General features: G+C 64.5%; 17 protein-coding genes. 6 read left to right on the forward strand and 11 right to left on the reverse strand.

All coding sequences use genetic code 11. From position 1 onward, the window contains the following. Positions 1-6 precede the first annotated feature (6 nt). The 9 genes from ACVIIW_RS20870 to ACVIIW_RS20910 form a co-directional block, all read right to left on the reverse strand. Positions 7-1,113 carry an ABC transporter ATP-binding protein gene (locus tag ACVIIW_RS20870; protein WP_456702438.1) on the reverse strand — a complete coding sequence of 369 codons (1,107 nt, stop codon included), beginning with the start codon at positions 1,111-1,113 and terminating at the stop codon, positions 7-9. Next, positions 1,113-2,102, reverse strand: a complete 990-nt coding sequence (locus tag ACVIIW_RS20875; RefSeq protein ID WP_456702439.1) for an ABC transporter ATP-binding protein — start codon at positions 2,100-2,102, stop codon at positions 1,113-1,115. Before ACVIIW_RS20875 ends, ACVIIW_RS20870 begins: the two co-directional genes overlap by 1 nt. Then, entirely contained in the window at positions 2,099-2,809 is a 711-nt protein-coding gene (locus ACVIIW_RS20880) for a DUF1028 domain-containing protein (RefSeq protein WP_456702440.1), read from the reverse strand. Before ACVIIW_RS20880 ends, ACVIIW_RS20875 begins: the two co-directional genes overlap by 4 nt. 9 nt (positions 2,810-2,818) lie before the next feature. Continuing rightward, the gene (locus tag ACVIIW_RS20885) at positions 2,819-4,624 is read right to left on the reverse strand and encodes a gamma-glutamyltransferase family protein (RefSeq protein ID WP_456702441.1); all 1,806 of its coding nucleotides are present in this window, start codon (positions 4,622-4,624) and stop codon (positions 2,819-2,821) included. A gap of 79 nt (positions 4,625-4,703) precedes the next feature. Next, positions 4,704-5,693 (reverse strand): ABC transporter ATP-binding protein, encoded by a 990-nt coding sequence (locus tag ACVIIW_RS20890; protein ID WP_456702442.1) that lies wholly within the window; start codon positions 5,691-5,693, stop codon positions 4,704-4,706. After that, positions 5,690-6,676: an ABC transporter ATP-binding protein gene (locus tag ACVIIW_RS20895; RefSeq protein WP_456702443.1), complete on the reverse strand. Its 987-nt coding sequence runs from the start codon at positions 6,674-6,676 to the stop codon at positions 5,690-5,692. Before ACVIIW_RS20895 ends, ACVIIW_RS20890 begins: the two co-directional genes overlap by 4 nt. Positions 6,677-6,689: 13 nt before the next feature. After that, positions 6,690-7,649 (reverse strand): ABC transporter permease, encoded by a 960-nt coding sequence (locus tag ACVIIW_RS20900; protein WP_456702444.1) that lies wholly within the window; start codon positions 7,647-7,649, stop codon positions 6,690-6,692. A gap of 1 nt (position 7,650) precedes the next feature. Then, entirely contained in the window at positions 7,651-8,631 is a 981-nt protein-coding gene (locus ACVIIW_RS20905; RefSeq protein ID WP_456702445.1) for an ABC transporter permease, read from the reverse strand. Between the two features lie 114 nt (positions 8,632-8,745). After that, the gene (locus tag ACVIIW_RS20910) at positions 8,746-10,347 is read right to left on the reverse strand and encodes an ABC transporter substrate-binding protein (RefSeq protein WP_456702446.1); all 1,602 of its coding nucleotides are present in this window, start codon (positions 10,345-10,347) and stop codon (positions 8,746-8,748) included. 386 nt (positions 10,348-10,733) lie between these two features. Here ACVIIW_RS20910 and ACVIIW_RS20915 point away from each other — a divergent pair, with 386 nt between their 5' ends. The 6 genes from ACVIIW_RS20915 to ACVIIW_RS20940 all read left to right on the forward strand — a co-directional run bounded on the left by ACVIIW_RS20915 (position 10,734) and on the right by ACVIIW_RS20940 (position 18,461). Continuing rightward, positions 10,734-10,994 (forward strand): DUF6489 family protein, encoded by a 261-nt coding sequence (locus ACVIIW_RS20915; RefSeq protein ID WP_456702447.1) that lies wholly within the window; start codon positions 10,734-10,736, stop codon positions 10,992-10,994. Next, positions 10,991-11,791 carry a lipase family alpha/beta hydrolase gene (locus tag ACVIIW_RS20920; RefSeq protein WP_456705216.1) on the forward strand — a complete coding sequence of 267 codons (801 nt, stop codon included), beginning with the start codon at positions 10,991-10,993 and terminating at the stop codon, positions 11,789-11,791. The genes ACVIIW_RS20915 and ACVIIW_RS20920 overlap by 4 nt, the downstream gene beginning before the upstream one ends. Before the next feature lie 47 nt (positions 11,792-11,838). Then, positions 11,839-13,389: a WS/DGAT/MGAT family O-acyltransferase gene (locus tag ACVIIW_RS20925; RefSeq protein ID WP_456702448.1), complete on the forward strand. Its 1,551-nt coding sequence runs from the start codon at positions 11,839-11,841 to the stop codon at positions 13,387-13,389. A 22-nt stretch (positions 13,390-13,411) separates the two neighbouring features. Next, a complete protein-coding gene (locus ACVIIW_RS20930) occupies positions 13,412-14,407 on the forward strand; it encodes an alpha/beta fold hydrolase (protein ID WP_456702449.1) in 996 nt (331 codons plus the stop codon). Between the two features lie 112 nt (positions 14,408-14,519). Next, on the forward strand, positions 14,520-17,756 hold the full coding sequence (locus ACVIIW_RS20935) for a bifunctional cytochrome P450/NADPH--P450 reductase (RefSeq protein WP_456702450.1): 3,237 nt from the start codon (positions 14,520-14,522) through the stop codon (positions 17,754-17,756). Positions 17,757-17,786: 30 nt separating this feature from the next. After that, positions 17,787-18,461 carry a spermidine synthase gene (locus tag ACVIIW_RS20940; protein ID WP_456702451.1) on the forward strand — a complete coding sequence of 225 codons (675 nt, stop codon included), beginning with the start codon at positions 17,787-17,789 and terminating at the stop codon, positions 18,459-18,461. Here ACVIIW_RS20940 and ACVIIW_RS20945 read toward each other — a convergent pair. Further along, on the reverse strand, positions 18,458-18,922 hold the full coding sequence (locus ACVIIW_RS20945) for a nuclear transport factor 2 family protein (protein ID WP_456702452.1): 465 nt from the start codon (positions 18,920-18,922) through the stop codon (positions 18,458-18,460). The two genes, ACVIIW_RS20940 and ACVIIW_RS20945, sit on opposite strands and share 4 nt — an antisense overlap. A 116-nt stretch (positions 18,923-19,038) precedes the next feature. After that, entirely contained in the window at positions 19,039-19,959 is a 921-nt protein-coding gene (locus tag ACVIIW_RS20950) for an alpha/beta fold hydrolase (protein ID WP_456702453.1), read from the reverse strand. Positions 19,960-20,053: the final 94 nt, after the last annotated feature.

Here is a 20,053-nt window from a genome sequence, read left to right on the forward strand (position 1 = left end):
CTCCGGCTACGTCGTCGTAGGCCTTGCACTCTGTATACCAACACCCGAGGGGGCCGCGCCTTCCGTCTTTCGGCTGAAAGCTGCGACCAATTTCGCCAGCGCCGGCGTAAATCCGGCCGCAGCCGGCAGGATGGCGTCGGCTGGGGGCAACTCATCGACGCGATGGCAGGCGGTGGCGTGGCCCGCGCCGTCGGCCGCCAATGGGGGCGCCTCGGTGCAGCAACGCGCGATCACGAACGGGCAGCGGGTATGGAAACGACAGCCCGCCGGCGGATTGAGCGCGCTCGGGATCTCGCCTTGCAGCACGGCCTTCGCGCGCCTGGCGCGAGGTTGCGGCAGGGGGATCGCGGACAACAGGGCACGGCTGTAGGGATGGCGTGGCTCGGCGAACAACTCGTCCGCATCGGCCTCTTCCACGATACAGCCGAGATTCATCACTGCGACGCGGTCGGCGATGTGCTTGACCACGGCGAGGTCGTGCGAGACGAAGATGTAGGCGAGGCCGAGCCGGTCCTGTAGTTCGCGCAGGAGATTCAATATCTGCGAACGGATCGAGACGTCGAGTGCCGAGACCGGCTCGTCGCAGATGATCAGTTTTGGCTCGACCGCCAGCGCGCGCGCGATGGCGATACGCTGGCGCTGGCCGCCGGAGAACTCGTGCGGATAGCGCCGCGCCAGCCGCGGCTCCAGCCCGACGAGCCGCAATAGCTGCGCGACGCGCTCGCGCCGCTGTGCCGGCGGCACGAGTTCGTGGAGCGCGAGCGGTTCGGTCAGGACCTGGCCGACGGTCATGCGTGGATTGAGCGAGGCGTAGGGATCCTGGAAGATGATCTGGGCCTCGCGGCGGAATTTTCGGAGCGCATCGGCGTCGAGCGAGAGCAGGTCGCGGCCGTCGAACCGCACGCTGCCTGCATCCGGCTCGATCAACCGCAGCACCAGGCGGCTGACGGTCGATTTGCCGCAACCGGACTCACCGACCAAGGCAAGCGTCTTGCCGGCTTCGAGCGAGAACGACACGCCATCGACGGCTTTGACATGCGCCCGGGCCCGGCCGAACAACGAGCGCCCGGCGACGAAATGCTTGACCAGGCCGTCGACATCGAGCAGCGCCATCACGTCACCAGCAGTTCGAGCGGTGCGCGGATGCAGCGCGAGACGTGGCCGGGGCTGACGGCCATCAGTGGCGGCGGCGCCTTTGTGCAGGCCTCCAGCACGAAGGGACAGCGCGCGGCGAAGCGGCAGCCGGCGGGCGGCTGTGCCATGTTCGGCACCATGCCTTCAATGGTCGCCAGTTGCTCGGCGCGATGGTCGAGCCGCGGGATCGAGCCAAGCAGGCCCACGGTATAGGGATGCTGCGGCGCCGAGAACAATTCGTCGACAGGGGCGCGCTCGACGATCTCGCCGGCATACATCACCGCGACCTCGTCGCAGACTTCGGCGACGACGCCGAGATCGTGGGTGATAAGGATGATGGCGGCGCCGCTCGCTGCCTTCAACTCGCGCATCAACTCCAGGATCTGGGCCTGCAACGTGACGTCGAGCGCGGTGGTTGGCTCATCCGCGATCAGCAGTTGCGGGTCGCAGGCCAGCGCCATTGCGATCATGACGCGCTGGCGCATGCCGCCTGAGAGCTTGTGGGGATATTCGTCGATGCGCCGTTCGGGCGAGGGGATATGGACCCGCCGCAGCAGCTCGATTGCCCGCTCGCGCGCACCCTTTCGGGCGCCGCCACGGTGGCGCAAGATCGTCTCGATGATCTGGTCGCCGATCGTAAAACTCGGATTGAGAGAGGTCATCGGCTCCTGAAAGATCATCGCGAGCCGGTTGCCGCGCAAGCCGCGCAGCGTCTGGTCCGGTGTCTTCAGCAGGTCAAAACCGTCGAAGCGGATCGCGCCCGATATCTCGGCGCTGTGCTTCGGCAGCAGGCCCATGATTGCCAGCGAAGTCACGCTCTTGCCGCAGCCGGATTCGCCGACAAGGCCGAGCGTCGCACCGTTGGCCACGCTGAGATCGAGGCTGTCGACCGCATGGGTGATGCGGCCGTCGTCGCCGTGAAAGCGGATGCGCAGATCCTTGATCTCGAGGAGGGGGCTCGCGCTCATGCTTGCCTTGCCTGCGCCGCTTTGATGCTGGCCTCGATGACGCTGCGGTCGGTATTGCCGGCCGGGTTCTGCCGCGTCGGCATGGACGAGCGGAAGTGAACCCAGAGCTCGTGACTGACGCGTTCGAGGCGGTCGAGTTCGCCGAGCGGGTCGGGATGGTCGTCGGCGCGGATGTCCAGCGCCGGCCATTCCTCCTCGCCATGGATCAGCAGCGCCGCGGACTGCTTGCCACGCTTGTCGCCGCCGGCAGCTTCGCCCGCGCGCATCGCCGCCAGCAGCCGGCGCGGAAAGGGCAGGCTGTCATTGGCGATATAAGTCTTCGCTGTTTCGGCTGGGACGTCGGGGCCCGCGAGCATATTGCCGGCGATCGAAAAGCCGCTGCCTCGTATGTGCCCGCACCAATCGACGCAGTCGCGCCCGGTATGCGCGGCGATCGCGCCGCTCGCATCCATGATGTGGATCTGCCGGCTTTCGCGGCCGTCGTCGGACGCGAGCAGTGTGGCGAGGACATCGTGAGCGTTCAGGCCCTCGCGCAGCAACTTGACGCCGTCGATGCCGTAATAGGGGTTGACGAAGGCCTGGGTCGCGATCGCGCCGAAGCCCGCCGCGATATAGGGCACGCGCGCGCCGACGGCGAAGAAGCGGGTCGCAACGGCGATGCCGAACTGGCCGGTGGCAGGGTCTCGCGCGATGATCGACCAGGTCATGTGTTGCCTTCAGCGTCCCGCGGCGTAACCCTGCATGCCCCGCGGATTGGCGGCGGCGCGGCGGCGCACGCCGACGCGCGAGGCCGCGGTGAGGCGGCCCTCTGACCAGTCGGGGCCGACCTCGACGATATGTCCGCGCTCGCGAAGGTTCTCGACCGTCGCTTTGGGCACGCGGTTCTCGACCACGAGCACACCCGGACGTGCGGTGCGCGGCCAGAACGAGATCGGGAAGTGCTCGGAGTGCCAGGCCGGGGCGTCGATCGCCTCCTGGAGATTGAGGTTGCAATGGACATGGCGCAGGAAGAACTGCGTGATCCATTGATCCTGCTGGTCGCCGCCGGGCGACCCCCAGGCGAGATACGGCTCGCCGTCACGCAATGCCATGGTCGGCGACAGCGTGGTGCGTGGCCGCTTGCCCGGGGCGAGCGAGCCGGGATGGTCTTCCTCGAGCCAGAACATCTGCGCACGGCTGCCGAGGCAGAAGCCGAGCTCGGGAATGATTGGCGAGGATTGCAGCCAACCGCCCGAAGGCGTCGAGGACACCATGTTGCCAGCCTTGTCGACGATGTCGAAATGCACGGTGTCACCGCGCACCTCGCCGAAGCGTCCGACGGTCGGCTCGCCGGCGCCGAGCGCGCCGACCGCTTCGCGCTGGCCGTCGGCGCGGCGCAGCTTGACCACGCCGCCGAAGCCTTCGACGGTGCCGGGGACGAAATCGAGCGAGGCCTTCTCGGTCACGAGCTTGCGGCGCTGGTCGTTGTAGCCATCCGATAGTAGTGTCTCTATCGGGATGTCCGAGAACTTCGGATCGCCGTAGAATTTTTCGCGGTCGGCGAAGGCAAGCTTGGCGCATTCGATCTGGAGATGGATGAATTCCGGCCCGGTCGGGTCGAGCCCGTCCAGCGCGAATCCCTTGAGCAGCGCGAGCTGCTGCAGCGTCACCGGCCCCTGGCTCCAGACGCCGGCCTTGCAGACGGTGTAACGGCCATAGTTGTAGGTGAGGGGCGCCTCGATCGTTGGCTGCCAGCGCGCCATGTCGTCGGCCGAGAGCACGCCGCGATGCGGCGAGCCGCTGACGTCCATCACCTCCTGCGTCCGGCAGAATTTGTCGATGGCTTCCGCGACAAAACCCTGCGACCATGATTTCCGCGCGCGCTCGATCTCGGTCTCGCGGCCACCGCCGCCGCTCTCGGCCTCGTTGAGAATGCGGGTGTAGGTCGCAGCCAGCGTCTTGTTGGTGAAGATCGTGCCGGGCTTCGGGACCTCGCCGTTCGGCAGGTAGACGGCGGCGGAGGTCGGCCAGTGCTTGCGGAACAATTGCTCGACGGTCCGGATCGTGGCGCAAGCGCGCTCGACCAGCGGATAGCCGTCGCGTGCGTAGGAGATCGCTGGCTCCAGCACGTCGCGCACACGCATCGTGCCGTAGTCCCGCAGCAGCATCATCCAGGATTCGAAAGTGCCGGGGACGCAGGCCGCAAGCAGGCCGGTGCCGGGCACCATGTCGAGGCCTTCGCTCTTGTAATGGGCAATGGTGGCGCGCGCCGGCGCCGGGCCCTGGCCGCAGATCACCTCGGTGCAGCCGCGCCTCGCGTCATGCACGATAACAGGCACATCGCCGCCGGGGCCATTCAGATGCGGCTCGACCACCTGAAGCGTGAACGCGGTGGCGACCCCGGCGTCGAACGCGTTGCCGCCCTTTTCCAGGATGGACATGCCTATGGCGGTCGCGATCCAGTGGGTCGTGGCAACGACGCCGAACGTGCCCTCGATCTCGGGCCGCGTTGTGAAGGGATCCGGATTGACGTTGCTGGCCATGGGCTACCTCATCTGCGGCGCGCAATTGATCACAGGCCATGCCGTGCCGCCAATGCGTGCGCCGCATGGCACGGGCGCGTTATGCCGGGACCGGCGCGGTGTTCACCGCATGGCAGGCGACGCCGTCGATCAATTCCGGAGTCTCCTTGCGGCAGAGGTCGAACGCCAGCGGACAGCGCGGGTTGAAGGCGCAGCCAGGCGGCGGATTGATCGGGTTCGGGATCTCGCCCTTCACCGGAATGCGCTGGCGGCCGCTCATGGCAAGATCAGGCACGGCGCCGAGCAGCATCTTGGTGTACGGCATGCGCGGACGGGTGAACAGCTCGCGCCCTTCCGCGATCTCGACGATGCGGCCGAGATACATCACACCCACCCGGCTCGCCATGTGGCGGACCACGGCGAGGTTGTGGCTGATGAACAAATAGGTCAGGCCGAACTTGTCCTGGAGATCGCGCATCAGGTTCAGGATCTGCGCCTGCACGGAGACGTCGAGCGCCGAAGTCGGTTCGTCGCAGACGATGAATTCGGCGTCGGAGGCAAGAGCGCGCGCGATCGCGATGCGCTGGCGCTGGCCGCCCGAGAACTCGTGCGGGAATTTCAACCGGTCGTCGGGATGCAAGCCGACGAGAGTCAGGAGCTCGCCGACGCGCGCCTGGACGTCGCGCTCACCCTGGATCAGGTCGAAGGCGCGGATCGGCTCCGAGATGATGGCGTCGACCCGGAAGCGCGGGTTCAGGCTGGCATAGGGATCCTGGAAGATCATCTGGATGCGGCGGCGCAGCCTTCGGCGCGCCTGGCCTTGCCGCGGATCGGTCATCGAGACGCCGTCGATCAGGACGTCGCCGGAGCTTGGTGGCAGCAGCCCGACGACCATGCGCGCCACGGTGGTTTTCCCCGAGCCGGACTCACCGACCAGTGCAAAGGTTTCGCCTTTTTTGATGTCGAAGGTGACGTGATCGACGGCCTTGAGATACTCAAGATGCCCACCTTCGAGGACGCGGTTGAGCCAGGGTTTAGAGACGTCGAAGACGCGGCGCAGATTTGTGGCCTGGACGAAAGGCGTGCTCATGCTGCGGTCTCCGCCGGCTCGCTGTCATAAAGATGACAGGCAACCGATTGCGTCCCGTGCGACAGCGGCTCCGGCCGTTCCACCCGGCAACGATCGAAGGCGGAGTCGCAGCGCGGATTGAACGCGCAGCCACGCGGGATCGCCGACAGGCGCGGCATCGAGCCCGGGATCTGCACCAGGCGCTTGTCGTCGCCGGCCAGTGTCGGGATCGCGCCCATCAGGCCCTTGGCATAGGGATGCAGCGGGTTCCTGACGACGTCCTGCACGGGGCCAATCTCGGCGACCCGGCCGGCGTACATCACCGCGACGCGGTCGGAGGTCTCGGCGATCACGCCCATGTCGTGGGTCACCAGCATCACGGCGGTGCCGTGGTCGCGCCCGAGCCGCTTGATCAGCGAGATGATCTGCGCCTGCACGGAGACATCGAGTGCGGTGGTGGGCTCATCCGCAATGATCAGCTCCGGCTCGGCGCAGATCGCGAGTGCAATCACCACGCGCTGGCGCATGCCGCCGGAGAATTCGTGGGGATAGCCGTCGATGCGCTTTTCCGGGGCGGGGATGCCGACTTCGGCGAGCAGATCGATGGCCCGGCGGCGGGCGGCCTGTTCGGAGAGATTGAGATGGGTCCGGATCGTCTCCACGATCTGGTCGCCGACCTTGTACAGCGGATTGAGCGAGGTCAGCGGATCCTGGAAGATCATGCCGATGCGCTTTCCACGAACGCGGCGCATCTCCTCCGGAGGCAGATTGTCGATGCGCAGGCCCGCGAGGCGAATCTCGCCGCCGGCGATGCGGCCGGGCGGATCGATCAGGCCGATCACCGAAAGACCGGTGACGGATTTGCCGGCGCCGGATTCGCCGACGACGCCCAGCACTTCGCCCTTGGCGATGTCGAACGAGACGCCATTGATGGCGCGCAGCGTGCCGCGTCGTGAGGCGAACTCGACCTGGAGATTGCGGACGGAGAGAACGGGTTCGGTCATGAACGCTGCATGCTCATCGGAGTTTGGGGTTGAGCGCATCGCGCAGCCAATCGCCGAGCAGGTTGATCGACAGGATCAGCGCCGCGAGCGCAATTCCGGGGAAGGCGACGATCCACCATTCGCCGGCAAACAGATAGCCGTTGCCGATGCGGATCAGCGTGCCGAGCGACGGCATTGTCTCGGGCATGCCCGAGCCGAGGAACGACAGCGTCGCCTCGGTGATGATGGCAAGCGCGAGGTTGATGGTGGCGATCACGAGGATCGGCCCCGTGGTGTTCGGCAGCACGTGGCGCAGCATGATCACGGGGGCGGGCAGGCCGATCAACTGCGCGGCTGCGACATAATCCTTGTTCTTCTCGACCAGGACCGAGCCACGCACCGTGCGCGCGTATTGCACCCAAAAGCTCAGCCCGATCGCGAAGACCAGGACCGCCAACATGCTCATCTCGTCGAGCTTGTTGCCCAAGACCGATTTGGCGATGCCATTGATCAACAGCGCGATCAGGATAGCCGGAAACGAAAGCTGTACGTCGGCGATGCGCATGATCAGTCCGTCGACGGCCCCGCCGAAATAGCCGGCCGTCAACCCGAGCAGGATGCCGATCGCGCCGGACAGGACCACGCCGAGCACGCCGACGAGCAGCGAGATGCGCAGTCCATAGAGAATTGCGGACAGCACGTCGCGGCCCTGCTCGTCGGTGCCGAGCAGGAATGGGCTCTGGCCGTCGGAGGTCCAGAGCGGCGAGATGCGCGAATTCATCAGCTGGAGTTGTGCCGGATCGAACGGATTTTGTACCGACAGCACCGAGGCGAAGATCGCGACCAGGAAGAACAGCAGCGTCACGGCCGCCGCGATCATGGTGACCTTGGACCGGCGGAACGAATAGAACAGGTCGCTGTCGAGCGCGCGCCTGAACCAGCCGGGTGGGGCCGCAGGGCGCTCGGTTGTGTGCGGAACGACGGCTTCGCTCATGTTAGTGCGCCCGGCTGACCGTCGAGCGCAGCCGCGGATCGACGATGGTGTAGAGAATATCAACCACGAGATTGATGGTGACGAAGATCAGGGACACCATCATCAAATAGGCCGCCATGATCGGGATGTCGACGTTCTGAACGGCCTGCACGAACAGCAGCCCCATGCCCGGCCACTGGAACACGGTCTCGGTGATGATGGCGAAAGCAATGACCGAGCCAAATTGCAGGCCGGCCACGGTGATCACGGGAACCAGCGTGTTGCGCAGCGCGTGCCCGAAATGGATCGCCCGCGTGGTGAGGCCGCGTGCGCGGGCGAAGCGAATGTAGTCGGTGCGCATCACCTCGAGCATCTCGGCGCGGACGAGGCGCATGATCAGCGTCATCTGGAACAGGCCAAGTGTGATCGCGGGCATGATCAGCGCTTTCAAGCCGGACAAGGTCAGAAGGCCAGTCGTCCACCAGCCGATATGCACGACGTCTCCCCGCCCGAAGGACGGCAGCCAGCCGAGGGTCACCGAGAACAGGTAAATCATGAGGACGCCGATCAGGAAGGTCGGCAGCGAGATGCCGATCAGCGAGACGGCCTGGAAGACATGCGCGAGCCAGCTGTCGCGGCGAAGCGCCGAATAGACCCCCATCAGGATGCCGCTGACCATGGCGAAGATGGTGGCAACGATGGCCAGCTCGAGCGTCGCCGGCATCCGCTCCATCAGCAGGTTGGTGACCGGCAGGCGAAATTGGTAGGATACGCCGAACTTGAATTGCGCGGCGTTGCCGATATATCGGCCGAACTGCACGATCACGGGATCGTCGAGGCCGAGCGATTGACGGATCGCGGCGCGTTCGGCGCCCGACGTATCCATCCCGACCATCTGGTTCACGGGATCGCCGGCGAAGCGGAACATCGAGAACGCGATGATTCCGACGGCGATCATGACGCCGATGGCCTGGATGGCCCGGCGCAGTGTGAAAGCGAGCATCTGTTCCTTTCACATCTCTTCAGCAGCACGCGTCATTGCGTTAGCTCGAAATAGCAAGTCCCGGAAGCCGGATCTTGAAGCGATGGCTTCCGGGACTTCACAACATGTCGACACCTACTCGTCCTGCTTGGTCGCCCAGTAGAGCATGACCATGTTGTCCGCACGCTGGGTCAGCTTCACCTTCTTCGACACGCCCCAGGCGAGCGCCTGCTGGTGCAGCGGGATGTAGGCCCAGTCCTTCATGGAGAGCTCGAAGGCCTGCTTGATCAAGAGATCGCGCTTGGTCGGATCGGATTCCACGAGCACCTTGTCGGCGAGCTCGTCGAACTGCTTGTTGCAATAGCCGCCGAGATTGGCTTCGCCACGGTTAGGATCCTTGGGATCGTCGCGGCAGCCCATGATGTCGTGCAACACGTTATGGGAATCGAGCGTATCCGGAGTCCAGCCCAGCATGTACAGCGAGGTCTTGTAGCCACCGGGCTTCAGCACCTTGGCGAAATACTGGGCCTTGGGCTGCGCCAGCAGATCTACCTTGATGTTGATGCGGGCAAGCATGCCGACGATGGCCTGGCAGATCGCGGCGTCATTGACGTAGCGATCGTTCGGGCAGTCCATCGTCACCTCGAAACCATCCGGATACCCAGCGTCCGCCAGAAGCTTCTTGGCGGCGTCGGGATCGAGCTTCGGTCGCGTGAAGTCCTTCGACATCGCAAAGATCTCGGGTGCGACCATCAACGCGGACGGCGTGGACAGCCCGCGCATGACGCGATTCTTGATCAGGTCGACGTCGATCGCACGGTAGACGGCTTCGCGAACGCGAACGTCCTTGAATGGGTTCTTGCCCTTGACGTTGGAGTACAGCAGTTCGTCGCGCGCCTGGTCCATGCCAACGAAGATGGTGCGGAGTTCAGGCCCCGTCAGCACGGTGGCGTTGGGGCTTGCTTTGACGCGCTCGATGTCCTGGACAGGAACCGGCTCGATCACGTCGACCTCGCCGGACAACAGCGCCGCAACGCGCGTGGCGGGGTTTGCGATCGGCGTAAAGACGATTTCCTTCAGATTATGTTCCGGCTTGCCCCACCAGTTCGGGTTGGCCTTGAAGACGGTCTTCACACCCGGCTGATGGCTCTCGATCGTGAAGGGACCGGTGCCGTTTTCATGCAGCGAGGCATAGCTCGGGGTTGTCGCGGCTGCGGGCGTCGGTGCCACCGCATCGTTCGCCTCTGCCCATTTCTTGTCCATGATATACCAGGTCGCCCACAGCGCGGTCAGGATGGGGTTGGGCGAGGTCAGGACGAAATCGACGGTGTAATCGTCGACCTTGATGACCTTGGCATCGGCGGGAACGCGGCTTTGGAAGTTCGAGCCTTTTGCTCGGACGCGCTCGGCCGAGAACACCACGTCATCGGCGGTGAAGGGGTCACCGTTGTGGAATTTGACGCCCTTGCGGAGGTGAAAGCGCCAACGCGTCGGCTCCGGCGTCTCCCAGCTTTCGGCCAGCGCCGGGATGACCTTCAGGTCTTTGCCGCGGGCGACCAGGCCCTCATAGACGTGGCCCAGATGCGCGCTGGTGGTCGACTCGTTGAGTGTGTAGGGGTCGAGCGACTTCAGCTCGCCCTGGTTGGCGTAGCGCAGCGTCTGGCTCGACGCCGGCGAAACTGCCAACGCAAGCACAGCGGCGAGCGTCGCCGCAAAAAGACTTCGTCCGACTGACATTCTTGACCCTCTCCACTCACCCGCGCCGTCATTTTTGATTGTTCGGCGGGGCTGATCGATCCATGTTGCCCAGAGTTCTCGACCCGTGCAAGCGCCATTCCAGCAAGGAACGCGCCAAGTTGCACCGCTGTGCAGCAATGCTGACAGGCATTTTGGCGCGAGAGGCGCGCGGGCGACATTCGACTTTCGACCGCGAGGTCTCGAAAATGGGGCGGGAATAGCCTCTGCGGCGGCCCGGCGGCGCGCGATCGGGGCGGAGCGATTTGATTGACCATATGCCCTGATTGCGGAAGACGGCGCCCAGCCCCGCGTCTCAGGTCGCTTGCGTCGCAGACCATGTCGCGGCGATACTGTGTAAGGCCACTCGAATCTCATCCGGAGGGGACATGAAAGTTAACATCGAAATCGACTGCACTCCCCTCGAGGCCCGCCAGTTCTTCGGATTGCCCGATGTATCGCCGATGCAGATGGCGGTCATGGACAAGCTGCAGCAGCAGGTCCTGAGCAACATCGACAAGGTCTCGCCGGAATCGCTGATCCAGAGCTGGTTTACCTTTGATCCCAAGCTCGCGGAACGATTTCAGGACATGTTCGTGACCATGGCCGGTCTCGGTGGCCCGCGCAGCGGCGACAAGAAGAAGTACTGACATCAGGGCCGGACGGGCCGCAGCCGCCGGGCCGGCTTCGTCCGCCGAGCCTTGGCCTGTTGCTTGCCGAGGCCCGAGGGCTGTTTGAACTCAACGCCAGCCTCCTGCTGTCGCCGCTGCTGATGCGCGCGCCCAGGGGCGACGGCCATCCGGTGCTGGCGCTGCCGGGCTTTCTTGCCAGCGATCTCTCGATGGCGCCGATGCGGCGCTATCTCGGCGAACTCGGCTATGAGCCCCACGCCTGGCGGATGGGCCGCAATCTCGGCGGATTGGCGCGGATGCGGGACGTCCTTCGCGCCCGCCTCGTCGAAATCCACGCGGCCAGTGGAAGGAAAGTCAGCCTGGTCGGATGGAGTCTCGGCGGCGTCTATGCCCGTGACCTCGCGCTCCATGCGCCGGACATGGTCCGGTCCGTGATCACGCTTGGCAGCCCCTTCGCCAATGACGTGCGGGCGACCAACGCGACCGCGCTCTACGAGGCATTGTCAGGCGAGCGGGTCGAGGATTTCGCCGAGCAGCGCGCAGCGATTGCCGGCGATCTCAACGTGCCCGCGACCTCGATCTATTCGCGCACGGACGGCGTCGTGAATTGGCGTACCTGCCTTCTGCACGCCTCCGATCGGGCCGAGAACATCGAGGTGCATTTGGCGAGCCATGTCGGGCTCGGGGTGAACCCGGCTGCGTTGTGGGCCGTTGCAGATCGCCTGGCTCAACCGGAGGGAGAGTTCTGGCCATTCGACCGGGCAGGGCCGTTTGCCATTGCATATGCCCCGCCAGAGCGGGCAGTATCGGCCTGACGAGAAGCGCCAGCAAAGGCGCCAGTCACACACAAGCGGAGGGAACTATGGCTGACGGTAAGAAGCTTTCGTCGCTGGATGCGTCGTTTCTCTATCTGGAAACGCCAGAGATGCCGATGCATGTCGGTAGCATGGCGATCTTTCGTCTGCCTGACGACTACAAGGGCGACTTCTTCGAAGACTTCAAGGCGATGATCGTCTCGCGGCTGCACATCGCGCCGATCCTGAAAGCGCGCCTCGAGAAGGCGCCGCTGGATATCGATCATCCGACCTGGGTCGAGGACGACCAGTTCGACATCGACCGTCACATCTTCCGCGCCAGCCTGCCGGCGCCGCGTGACCGCGCCACGCTCGAGCGCATCGTCGGCTGGATGCATGCCAAGCTCCTGAACCGCGCCCGCCCGCTCTGGGAGTTCTACGTGTTCGAGGGCATGAAGGACAATGAGGTCGGGCTCTATTCCAAGATGCATCATGCGGCCATCGATGGTGGCGCCGGTGCGGCCCTGACCAACATGATTTACGACATCTCGCCGATTCCGCGGAAGGTCGAGCCGCCGACCGGCGGATCGAAGCCGGGGCAGGAGCCGCGCGACATCGCCGCCAATCTGCTCGATTCCTATGCGCAGCTGTTCAACCAGCCACTCGATGCCGGCAAGGCCGCCCAGAACCTGCGACTGCCGCGCACCGGCAAGAGCGACATCGGTTCGATCCTGTTCGACAACGCGATGTATCAGATCGAAAGCGCGGTGCGCTTCGCCGGCAACATTCCGACCGTGGTCAAGAGCGTCTCCGACGTGCTCGGCAAGATCTCCGACCCGAAGTCGCGCGAGAGCCTAGCCAGCATGGTGTCGCCGCCGACCATGCTCAACAAGGCGATTTCGTCGGAGCGCAGCTTTGCCGGCGTGTCGATCTCGCTGTCGCGATCCAAGGCGCTGGCCAAGGCGGCGGGCGGCAAGCTCAATGACGTCGTGCTGGCGCTCGCCTCCGGCGTGGTCCGGCGCTATCTCCTGCAATACGGCACGCTGCCGGCGAAGTCGCTGACCGCCGCTGTGCCGATCTCGCTGCGCGAGGAGGGCAACACCGAAGCCAACAACCAGGTGTTCGGCATGATCTGTTCGATCGCGACCAATATCGAGGATCCCAAGGCGCGGCTCGAGGCCATCATCGCGCAGTCAACCAAGTCCAAGGAGATGTCGCATCCGCTGCGAGCCTTGATGCCGCAGGTCTCCAACATCTCGATGCTGGGCGCGCCGATCATCGTCCAGATCCTGGCACTGCTCTACAGCCGTTCGGACCTGTCGGACGTGCTGCCGCCTGCGGCCAACATCACCGTGTCCAACGTGCCGGGGCCAAGGCAGACGCTCTACGCGGCTGGCGCCGAGCTGCTGCACATTTTCCCGGTTTCGATCTCGACGCACGGACAGGCGCTCAACATCACCGTGCAGAGCTACCGCGACCAGCTCGATTTCGGCTTCATCGTAGGTGCCAACATCATTCCGCATGTGCAGGTGATGTGCGACATGCTGCCGGAGGAGTTTGCCGCGCTCGAAGCGGCCTACGCGCCGCCTGCGGCCGACATCAAGGGCGCAGCCGAATAAGTCGTTTGTCAGGAAGTTCGCAATGATTGAAATGCCGCCGCTGAGGTTCGCGCAGACGAACGGAATCCGCATGGGCTATTACGAGGCGGGTCCCGTCACCGACAAGCCGCCGGTGGTGCTGTGCCATGGCTGGCCGGAGCTCGCCTTCTCCTGGCGCCACCAGATCAAGGCGCTGAGCGAGGCCGGCATCCGTGTGATCGCGCCGGACCAGCGCGGCTACGGGGCGACCGATCGGCCCGAGCCGGTCGAGGCCTATGACATGGAGCACCTGACCGGCGATCTGGTCGGCCTGCTGGATCATCTCAGCATCGACAAGGCGATCTTCGTTGGCCACGATTGGGGTGGCTTCGTCGTCTGGCAGATGCCGCTGCGGCACCCCAACCGCGCGGCCGGCGTCGTCGGTGTCAACACGCCGCATTGGGACCGTTCGCCGATGGATCCGATCGCGCTGTTCCGCCAGCGCTTCGGCGACCAGATGTACATCGTCCAGTTCCAGGATCCCGCGCGCGAACCGGACAGGATTTTCGGCAGCCGTGTCGAGCAGACGTTCGACGCCTTCATGCGCAAGCCGCTGCCGCGGCCGGCAGAGAAATCAGGAGAGCCGCCGATCGCAGGCGTCGGCGCCTCGTCAAGGACCAATCTGGCGTTTCCCCAGATGATCGCGGCCTACGATGCCAAGGTCGATCCGCGGACGCCGATCCTGACGGCGGAGGAGAAGCAGGTGTTCGTCGACACGTTCACGAAAACCGGCTTCACCGGCGGCATCAATTGGTACCGCAATTTCACCCGCAACTGGGAGCGCTCGCAAGGGCTCGACCACCACATCACCGTGCCGTCGCTGATGATCATGGCCGAGAACGACGCGGTGCTGCCGCCGTCGGCGGCCGACGGCATGGAGGGGCTGGTGGCGGACCTCGAAAGATACCTGGTGAAGGATAGCGGCCATTGGACGCAGCAGGAGAAGCCGGAAGAAGTCAGCGCCGTCTTGATCGAATGGCGTAGAAGGCGGTTTGGCTAGTTGCGAGGAGCGAAGCGACGGATCAATCCAGGAAAGTGTCCACGGACGGATTTCTGGATTGCTTCGCTTCCCTCGCAAGGCGTTGAAGACCGAGGCAGGGGAAGCACTTTTAATGTCATCCAAGAACCGTCTGGATCCGATTCCGCAGCCGCCGACCAAGCCGGTGATCGGAAACATGCTGTCGCTGGATTCGGCCGCGCCTGTCCAGCATCTGACGAGGCTGGCCAAGGAGCTCGGGCCGATCTTCTGGCTCGACATGATGGGCTCACCGATCGTGGTCGTGTCCGGCCACGATCTCGTCGACGAGCTCTCCGACGAAAAGCGCTTCGACAAGACGGTGCGCGGGGCGCTGCGGCGTGTGCGTGCGGTCGGCGGCGATGGCCTGTTCACGGCGGACACCAAGGAGCCGAACTGGAGCAAGGCGCATAACATCCTGCTGCAGCCGTTCGGCAACCGCGCCATGCAGTCCTACCATCCGAGCATGGTCGACATCGCCGAGCAGCTCGTCCACAAATGGGAGCGGCTGAACGCCGACGACGAGATCGACGTCGTCCACGACATGACCGCGCTGACGCTGGACACGATCGGCCTCTGCGGCTTCGACTACCGCTTCAACTCGTTCTACCGGCGCGACTACCACCCCTTCGTCGAGTCACTGGTGCGTTCGCTCGAAACCATCATGATGACGCGCGGCCTGCCGTTCGAGCAGCTCTGGATGCAGAAGCGGCGTAAGACACTGGGCGAGGACGTCAACTTCATGAACAGGATGGTCGACGAGATCATCGCCGAGCGCCGCAAGAGCGCCGAAGCCATCGATCACAAGAAGGACATGCTGGCCGCGATGATGACCGGCGTCGACCGCTCGACCGGCGAGCAGCTGGACGATGTCAACATCCGTTACCAGATCAACACGTTCCTGATCGCGGGCCACGAGACCACCAGCGGCCTCCTATCCTGCACGCTCTATGCGTTGCTGAAGCACCCGGACATTCTCAAAAAGGCCTATGACGAGGTCGATCGCGTCTTGGGCCCCGACGTCAATGCGAAGCCGACCTACCAGCAGGTGACCGAGCTCACCTATGTCACGCAGATCCTGAAAGAGGCGCTGCGGCTGTGGCCACCTGCGCCGGCCTACGGCATCTCGCCGTTGAATGACGAAACCATCGGTGGCGGCAAGTACAGGCTCAGGAAGGGCACGTTCACCACGATCCTGGTAACCGCGCTGCATCGCGACCCCACCGTCTGGGGACCCAATCCCGATGCTTTCGATCCCGAGAACTTCAGCAAGGAAGCGGAGGCCAAGCGGCCGATCAACGCGTGGAAGCCATTCGGCAACGGCCAGCGCGCCTGCATCGGCCGCGGTTTCGCCATGCACGAAGCGGCGCTTGCACTCGGCATGATCCTCCAGCGCTTCAAGCTGATCGACCATCGGCGCTATCAGATGCACCTGAAGGAAACGCTGACGATGAAGCCGGAAGGCTTCAAGATCAAGGTGCGGCCGCGGGCGGATCGCGAGCGCGGCGCCTATGGCGGGCCTGTCGCGGCCGTGGCTGTTGCGCCGCGGGCGCCGCGTCGGCCGACCACGCGTCCCGGCCATAACACGCCGATGCTCGTCCTTTACGGCTCCAATCTGGGCACGGCCGAGGAACTCGCGACGCGCATGGCTGATCTTGCCGAGATCAACGGCTTTGCCGTGCATCTCGGACCGCTCGACGATTTCGTCGGCAAGCTGCCGCAGCAGGGCGGCGTGTTGATCATCTGCGCCTCCTACAATGGCGCGCCGCCTGACAATGCGACGCAATTCGTCAAGTGGCTCGGTGAAGATCTGCCGCAAGATGCCTTTGTCAATGTGCGCTACGCCGTGTTCGGCTGCGGCAACAGTGACTGGGCCGCGACCTATCAATCGGTGCCGCGCTTCATCGACGAGCAACTATCGAAGCACGGCGCACGCGCGGTCTATCCGCGCGGTGAGGGCGATGCGCGCAGCGATCTCGACGGCCAGTTCCAGAAGTGGTTCCCGGCGGCGGCCCAGGTCGCGACCAGGGAATTCGGCATCGACTGGAACTTCACCCGCACCGCCGAAGACGATCCGCTCTACGCGATCGAGCCTGTCGCGGTCACTGCCGTCAATACCATCGTGGCCCAGGGCGGCGCTGTCGCGATGAAAGTGCTGGTCAATGACGAGCTTCAGAACAAGTCAGGCCCCAATCCATCGGAGCGCTCCACACGCCATATCGAGGTGCGGCTGCCGCTCAATATCAGCTACCGCGTCGGTGATCACTTGAGCGTCGTCCCGCGCAACGATCCGACACTGGTGGATTCCGTCGCCCGCCGCTTCGGCTTCCTGCCGGCCGATCAGATCAAGCTTCAGGTCGCCGAGGGCCGCCGCGCGCAATTGCCGGTCGGCGAAGCCGTGTCGGTCGGCAGGCTGCTCAGCGAGTTCGTCGAGCTGCAGCAGGTGGCGACGCGGAAGCAGATCCAGATCATGGCTGAGCACACCCGCTGCCCGGTCACCAAGCCGAAGCTGCTGGCTTTCGTTGGCGAAGAGCCTGAAATGCTCGAACGATACCGTAGTGAGATCCTGGGCAAACGCAAATCGGTGTTCGACTTGCTGCTCGAGTATCCGGCCTGCGAATTGCCGTTCCACATCTATCTGGAAATGCTCTCGCTGCTGGCACCGCGCTACTATTCGATATCGTCTTCGCCTTCGGTCGACCCGGCACGTTGCAGCGTTACGGTTGGCGTGGTCGAGGGACCAGCCGCTTCGGGGTGCGGCGTCTATAAAGGCATCTGCTCGAATTACATTGCCAGCCGGCGCCCCGGCGATACGATGTACGCCACGGTGCGCGAGACCAAGGCCGGTTTCCGGCTGCCCGACGATTTATCAGTACCGATCATCATGATCGGCCCGGGCACGGGACTTGCGCCGTTCCGCGGCTTCCTCCAGGAGCGCGCCGCGCGCAAGGCGATGGGTGCCGGCCTTGGGCCGGCCATGCTGTTCTTCGGCTGCCGCCATCCCGACCAGGATTTTCTCTACGCGGACGAATTGAAGGCGCTCGCCGCAAGCGGCATCGCCGAGCTCTTCACCGCGTTCTCCCGCGCCGATGGGCCGAAGACCTATGTCCAGCACGTCCTCGCGGCCCAGAAGGACAAGGTCTGGCTGCTGATCGAGCAGGGCGCGATCATCTATGTCTGCGGCGACGGCGGCAAGATGGAGCCCGATGTGAAGGCGGCGCTGGTTGCGATCCATCGCGAAAAGAACGGCAGCGATGCGGCCGCAGCCACGCGCTGGATCGAGGAGATGGGCGCGAACAACCGCTATGTGCTGGACGTCTGGGCGGGAGGGTGACTGTTCTTCCGATCGTGCTAAAGCACTCCCATGATTCCCTGGGAAAAGATCGACACCGCCAAAATCCCCGGCTCCGACGAAGAGCTCCGCTTGATGCGGCGCGGCAAGGAGTTTTCGATCAAGCTCGGCACCAACGAGCTGATGAACAACCGTCTGTCGGGCTCCGAGGCCGCGCTTGCAACGCTGGCCGCGAAACAGATCGAGAAGGTCGCAAAACCGGCTGTCCTCATCGGCGGTCTCGGCATGGGTTTTACGCTGCGCGCGGCGCTTGCCGTGCTCGGAAGCAAAGCGAAGATCGTAGTCTCCGAGCTGGTGCCCGCGGTCGTCACCTGGGCGCGAGGCCCGATGGCGGAAGTTTTCGGCGACAGTCTCGATGACGCCAGGGTGAGCATCCGCGAGACCGACGTCGGCGAAGTGATCCGGGCCAAGAGCTCGGCGTTTGACGCCATCCTGCTCGATGTCGACAACGGGCCGGAAGGGCTGACCCGCAAGGGAAATGATGCGCTCTACAGTGCGAGCGGTTTGACGGCCGCGAAGGCGGCGCTGCGAGCCGGCGGCGTTCTTGCTGTCTGGTCGTCGGGACCCAACTCCGCCTTCACCAAGCGTCTTGGCCGTGCCGGCTTCGACGTCAACGAGGTCAATGTGCGCGCCACCGGCAGAGGCGGCGGCGCTCGCCACGTGATCTGGATCGCGAAGAAAAGCTAGAACATCGTGTTGTTGTTCGCCGGATTGTCCGGGATCGGCTGAACCACGTCCCAGTGCTCGACGATCTTGCCGTTCTCCAGCTTGAAGATGTCGACGATCGCATTGCCCTTGGTGCCGGGCTCGCGAACCGCGTTGACGTGCAGGATGACGTAGTCGCCGTCGACGAAAGAGCGCTTGATCTCGCTGTGCGAGTTCGGAAACTTTTCGCGCAGGAAGCCGATGAATTTTCGGAAACCCTCCGGTCCATCGGCCGCGTTCGGATTGTGCTGGACGTAACGGTCGCCGACATAGGCGAGGGCTGCGTCGACGTCTTTCTGATTGAGACCCTTCTCGTAGAAGGCCAGCACGGCGTTGCGATTGGCTTCTTCTTGCGCGCTACCCGCAAAAGCGGTGCCGCCGGCGAGGCAAAGCGTGAGGACCGAAACGGCGGCCATTGCGGCCGACCGAGCGATGAGATGCATGGGAACTCCGAGAGGCATCGTAATCGAGGGAAGCCTCTATAGCTCCTGCATCGGCTCGCGTTAAGAGAGTCACCGGCAGTTCACATGGTCACCGTGAGGAGACCGGCTGCGCCGATCTAGGCCGCCTTTGCAGCCGCTCCATGCGCGTGCTTGTCGATGGCGCCGATGATCTCGGGCCAGAACCGCATCGGCAGCGCGTGGCCCATGCCCTCGATCATCAGCAGCTTTGCGCCCGGAATCGACTCCGCTGTGTCCTTGCCGCCTTCGGGACGCACCAGCGGGTCGACAGTGCCGTGAATGACCAGTGTCGGCGTCGTCACGTGGTGCAGCCTTTCCTTGCGGCTGCCCGAGGCGAGCACGGCGCGGAGCTGGCGGCCGACGCCGGCCGGATTGAGCCCACGGGCGAAGACGCGTTCGGCACGATCAGGATCGAGCGCCTCTTCCTCCGGAAAGGAGCCGCCGCGCAGGATTTTCCAGGTTTGGCCGAAGCGGGTGATGAATTCTTCCTTGCTGCGCGGCGGCGGCGCCATCAGCATGGCGGCAGCCTCGCGCGTCGGTGGCGGCACGCGCGGATTGCCCGTGGTCGACATGATGGAGGTCAGCGAGCGCACGCGCTCGGGAAATGACAGCGTCACCTCCTGCGCGATCATGCCGCCCATGGACGCCCCGACGAGATGCGCCGACTTGATGCCGAGCGCATCCATCAGGCCGACCGTGTCCCTGGCCATGTCGATCAGCTTGTAGGGCGCGGCGACGGGAATCCTGAGCAAGCGCAGCTTCAGCAGCTCGAGCGGCGTCAGCCGCCTGCCGCCCGTGAGATGGCTCGACTTGCCGATATCGCGGTTGTCGAAACGGATCACGCGAAAGCCGTGCGTTGCAAGCTGCTCGCAGAACCCATCGTCCCAGTGGATCATCTGCGCCCCGAGCCCCATGATCAGCAGCAGCGGCTCGGCATTGTCGTTGCCGAAAATCTCATAGCAGATGTCGATGCCGTTGGCGCGGACGGTCTGTGGCGGCTGATGGGCGGAGGCGTTCACCGGCGTGCTCCCTTGGCTTCCAGGCGGGAATTGTATTGCATGGTTTGCCGCCGCAAAGAAGCCATGCGTGCGACATCGACCTGTCGCTTAGCCG

Source organism: Bradyrhizobium sp. USDA 4449 (assembly GCF_054056275.1).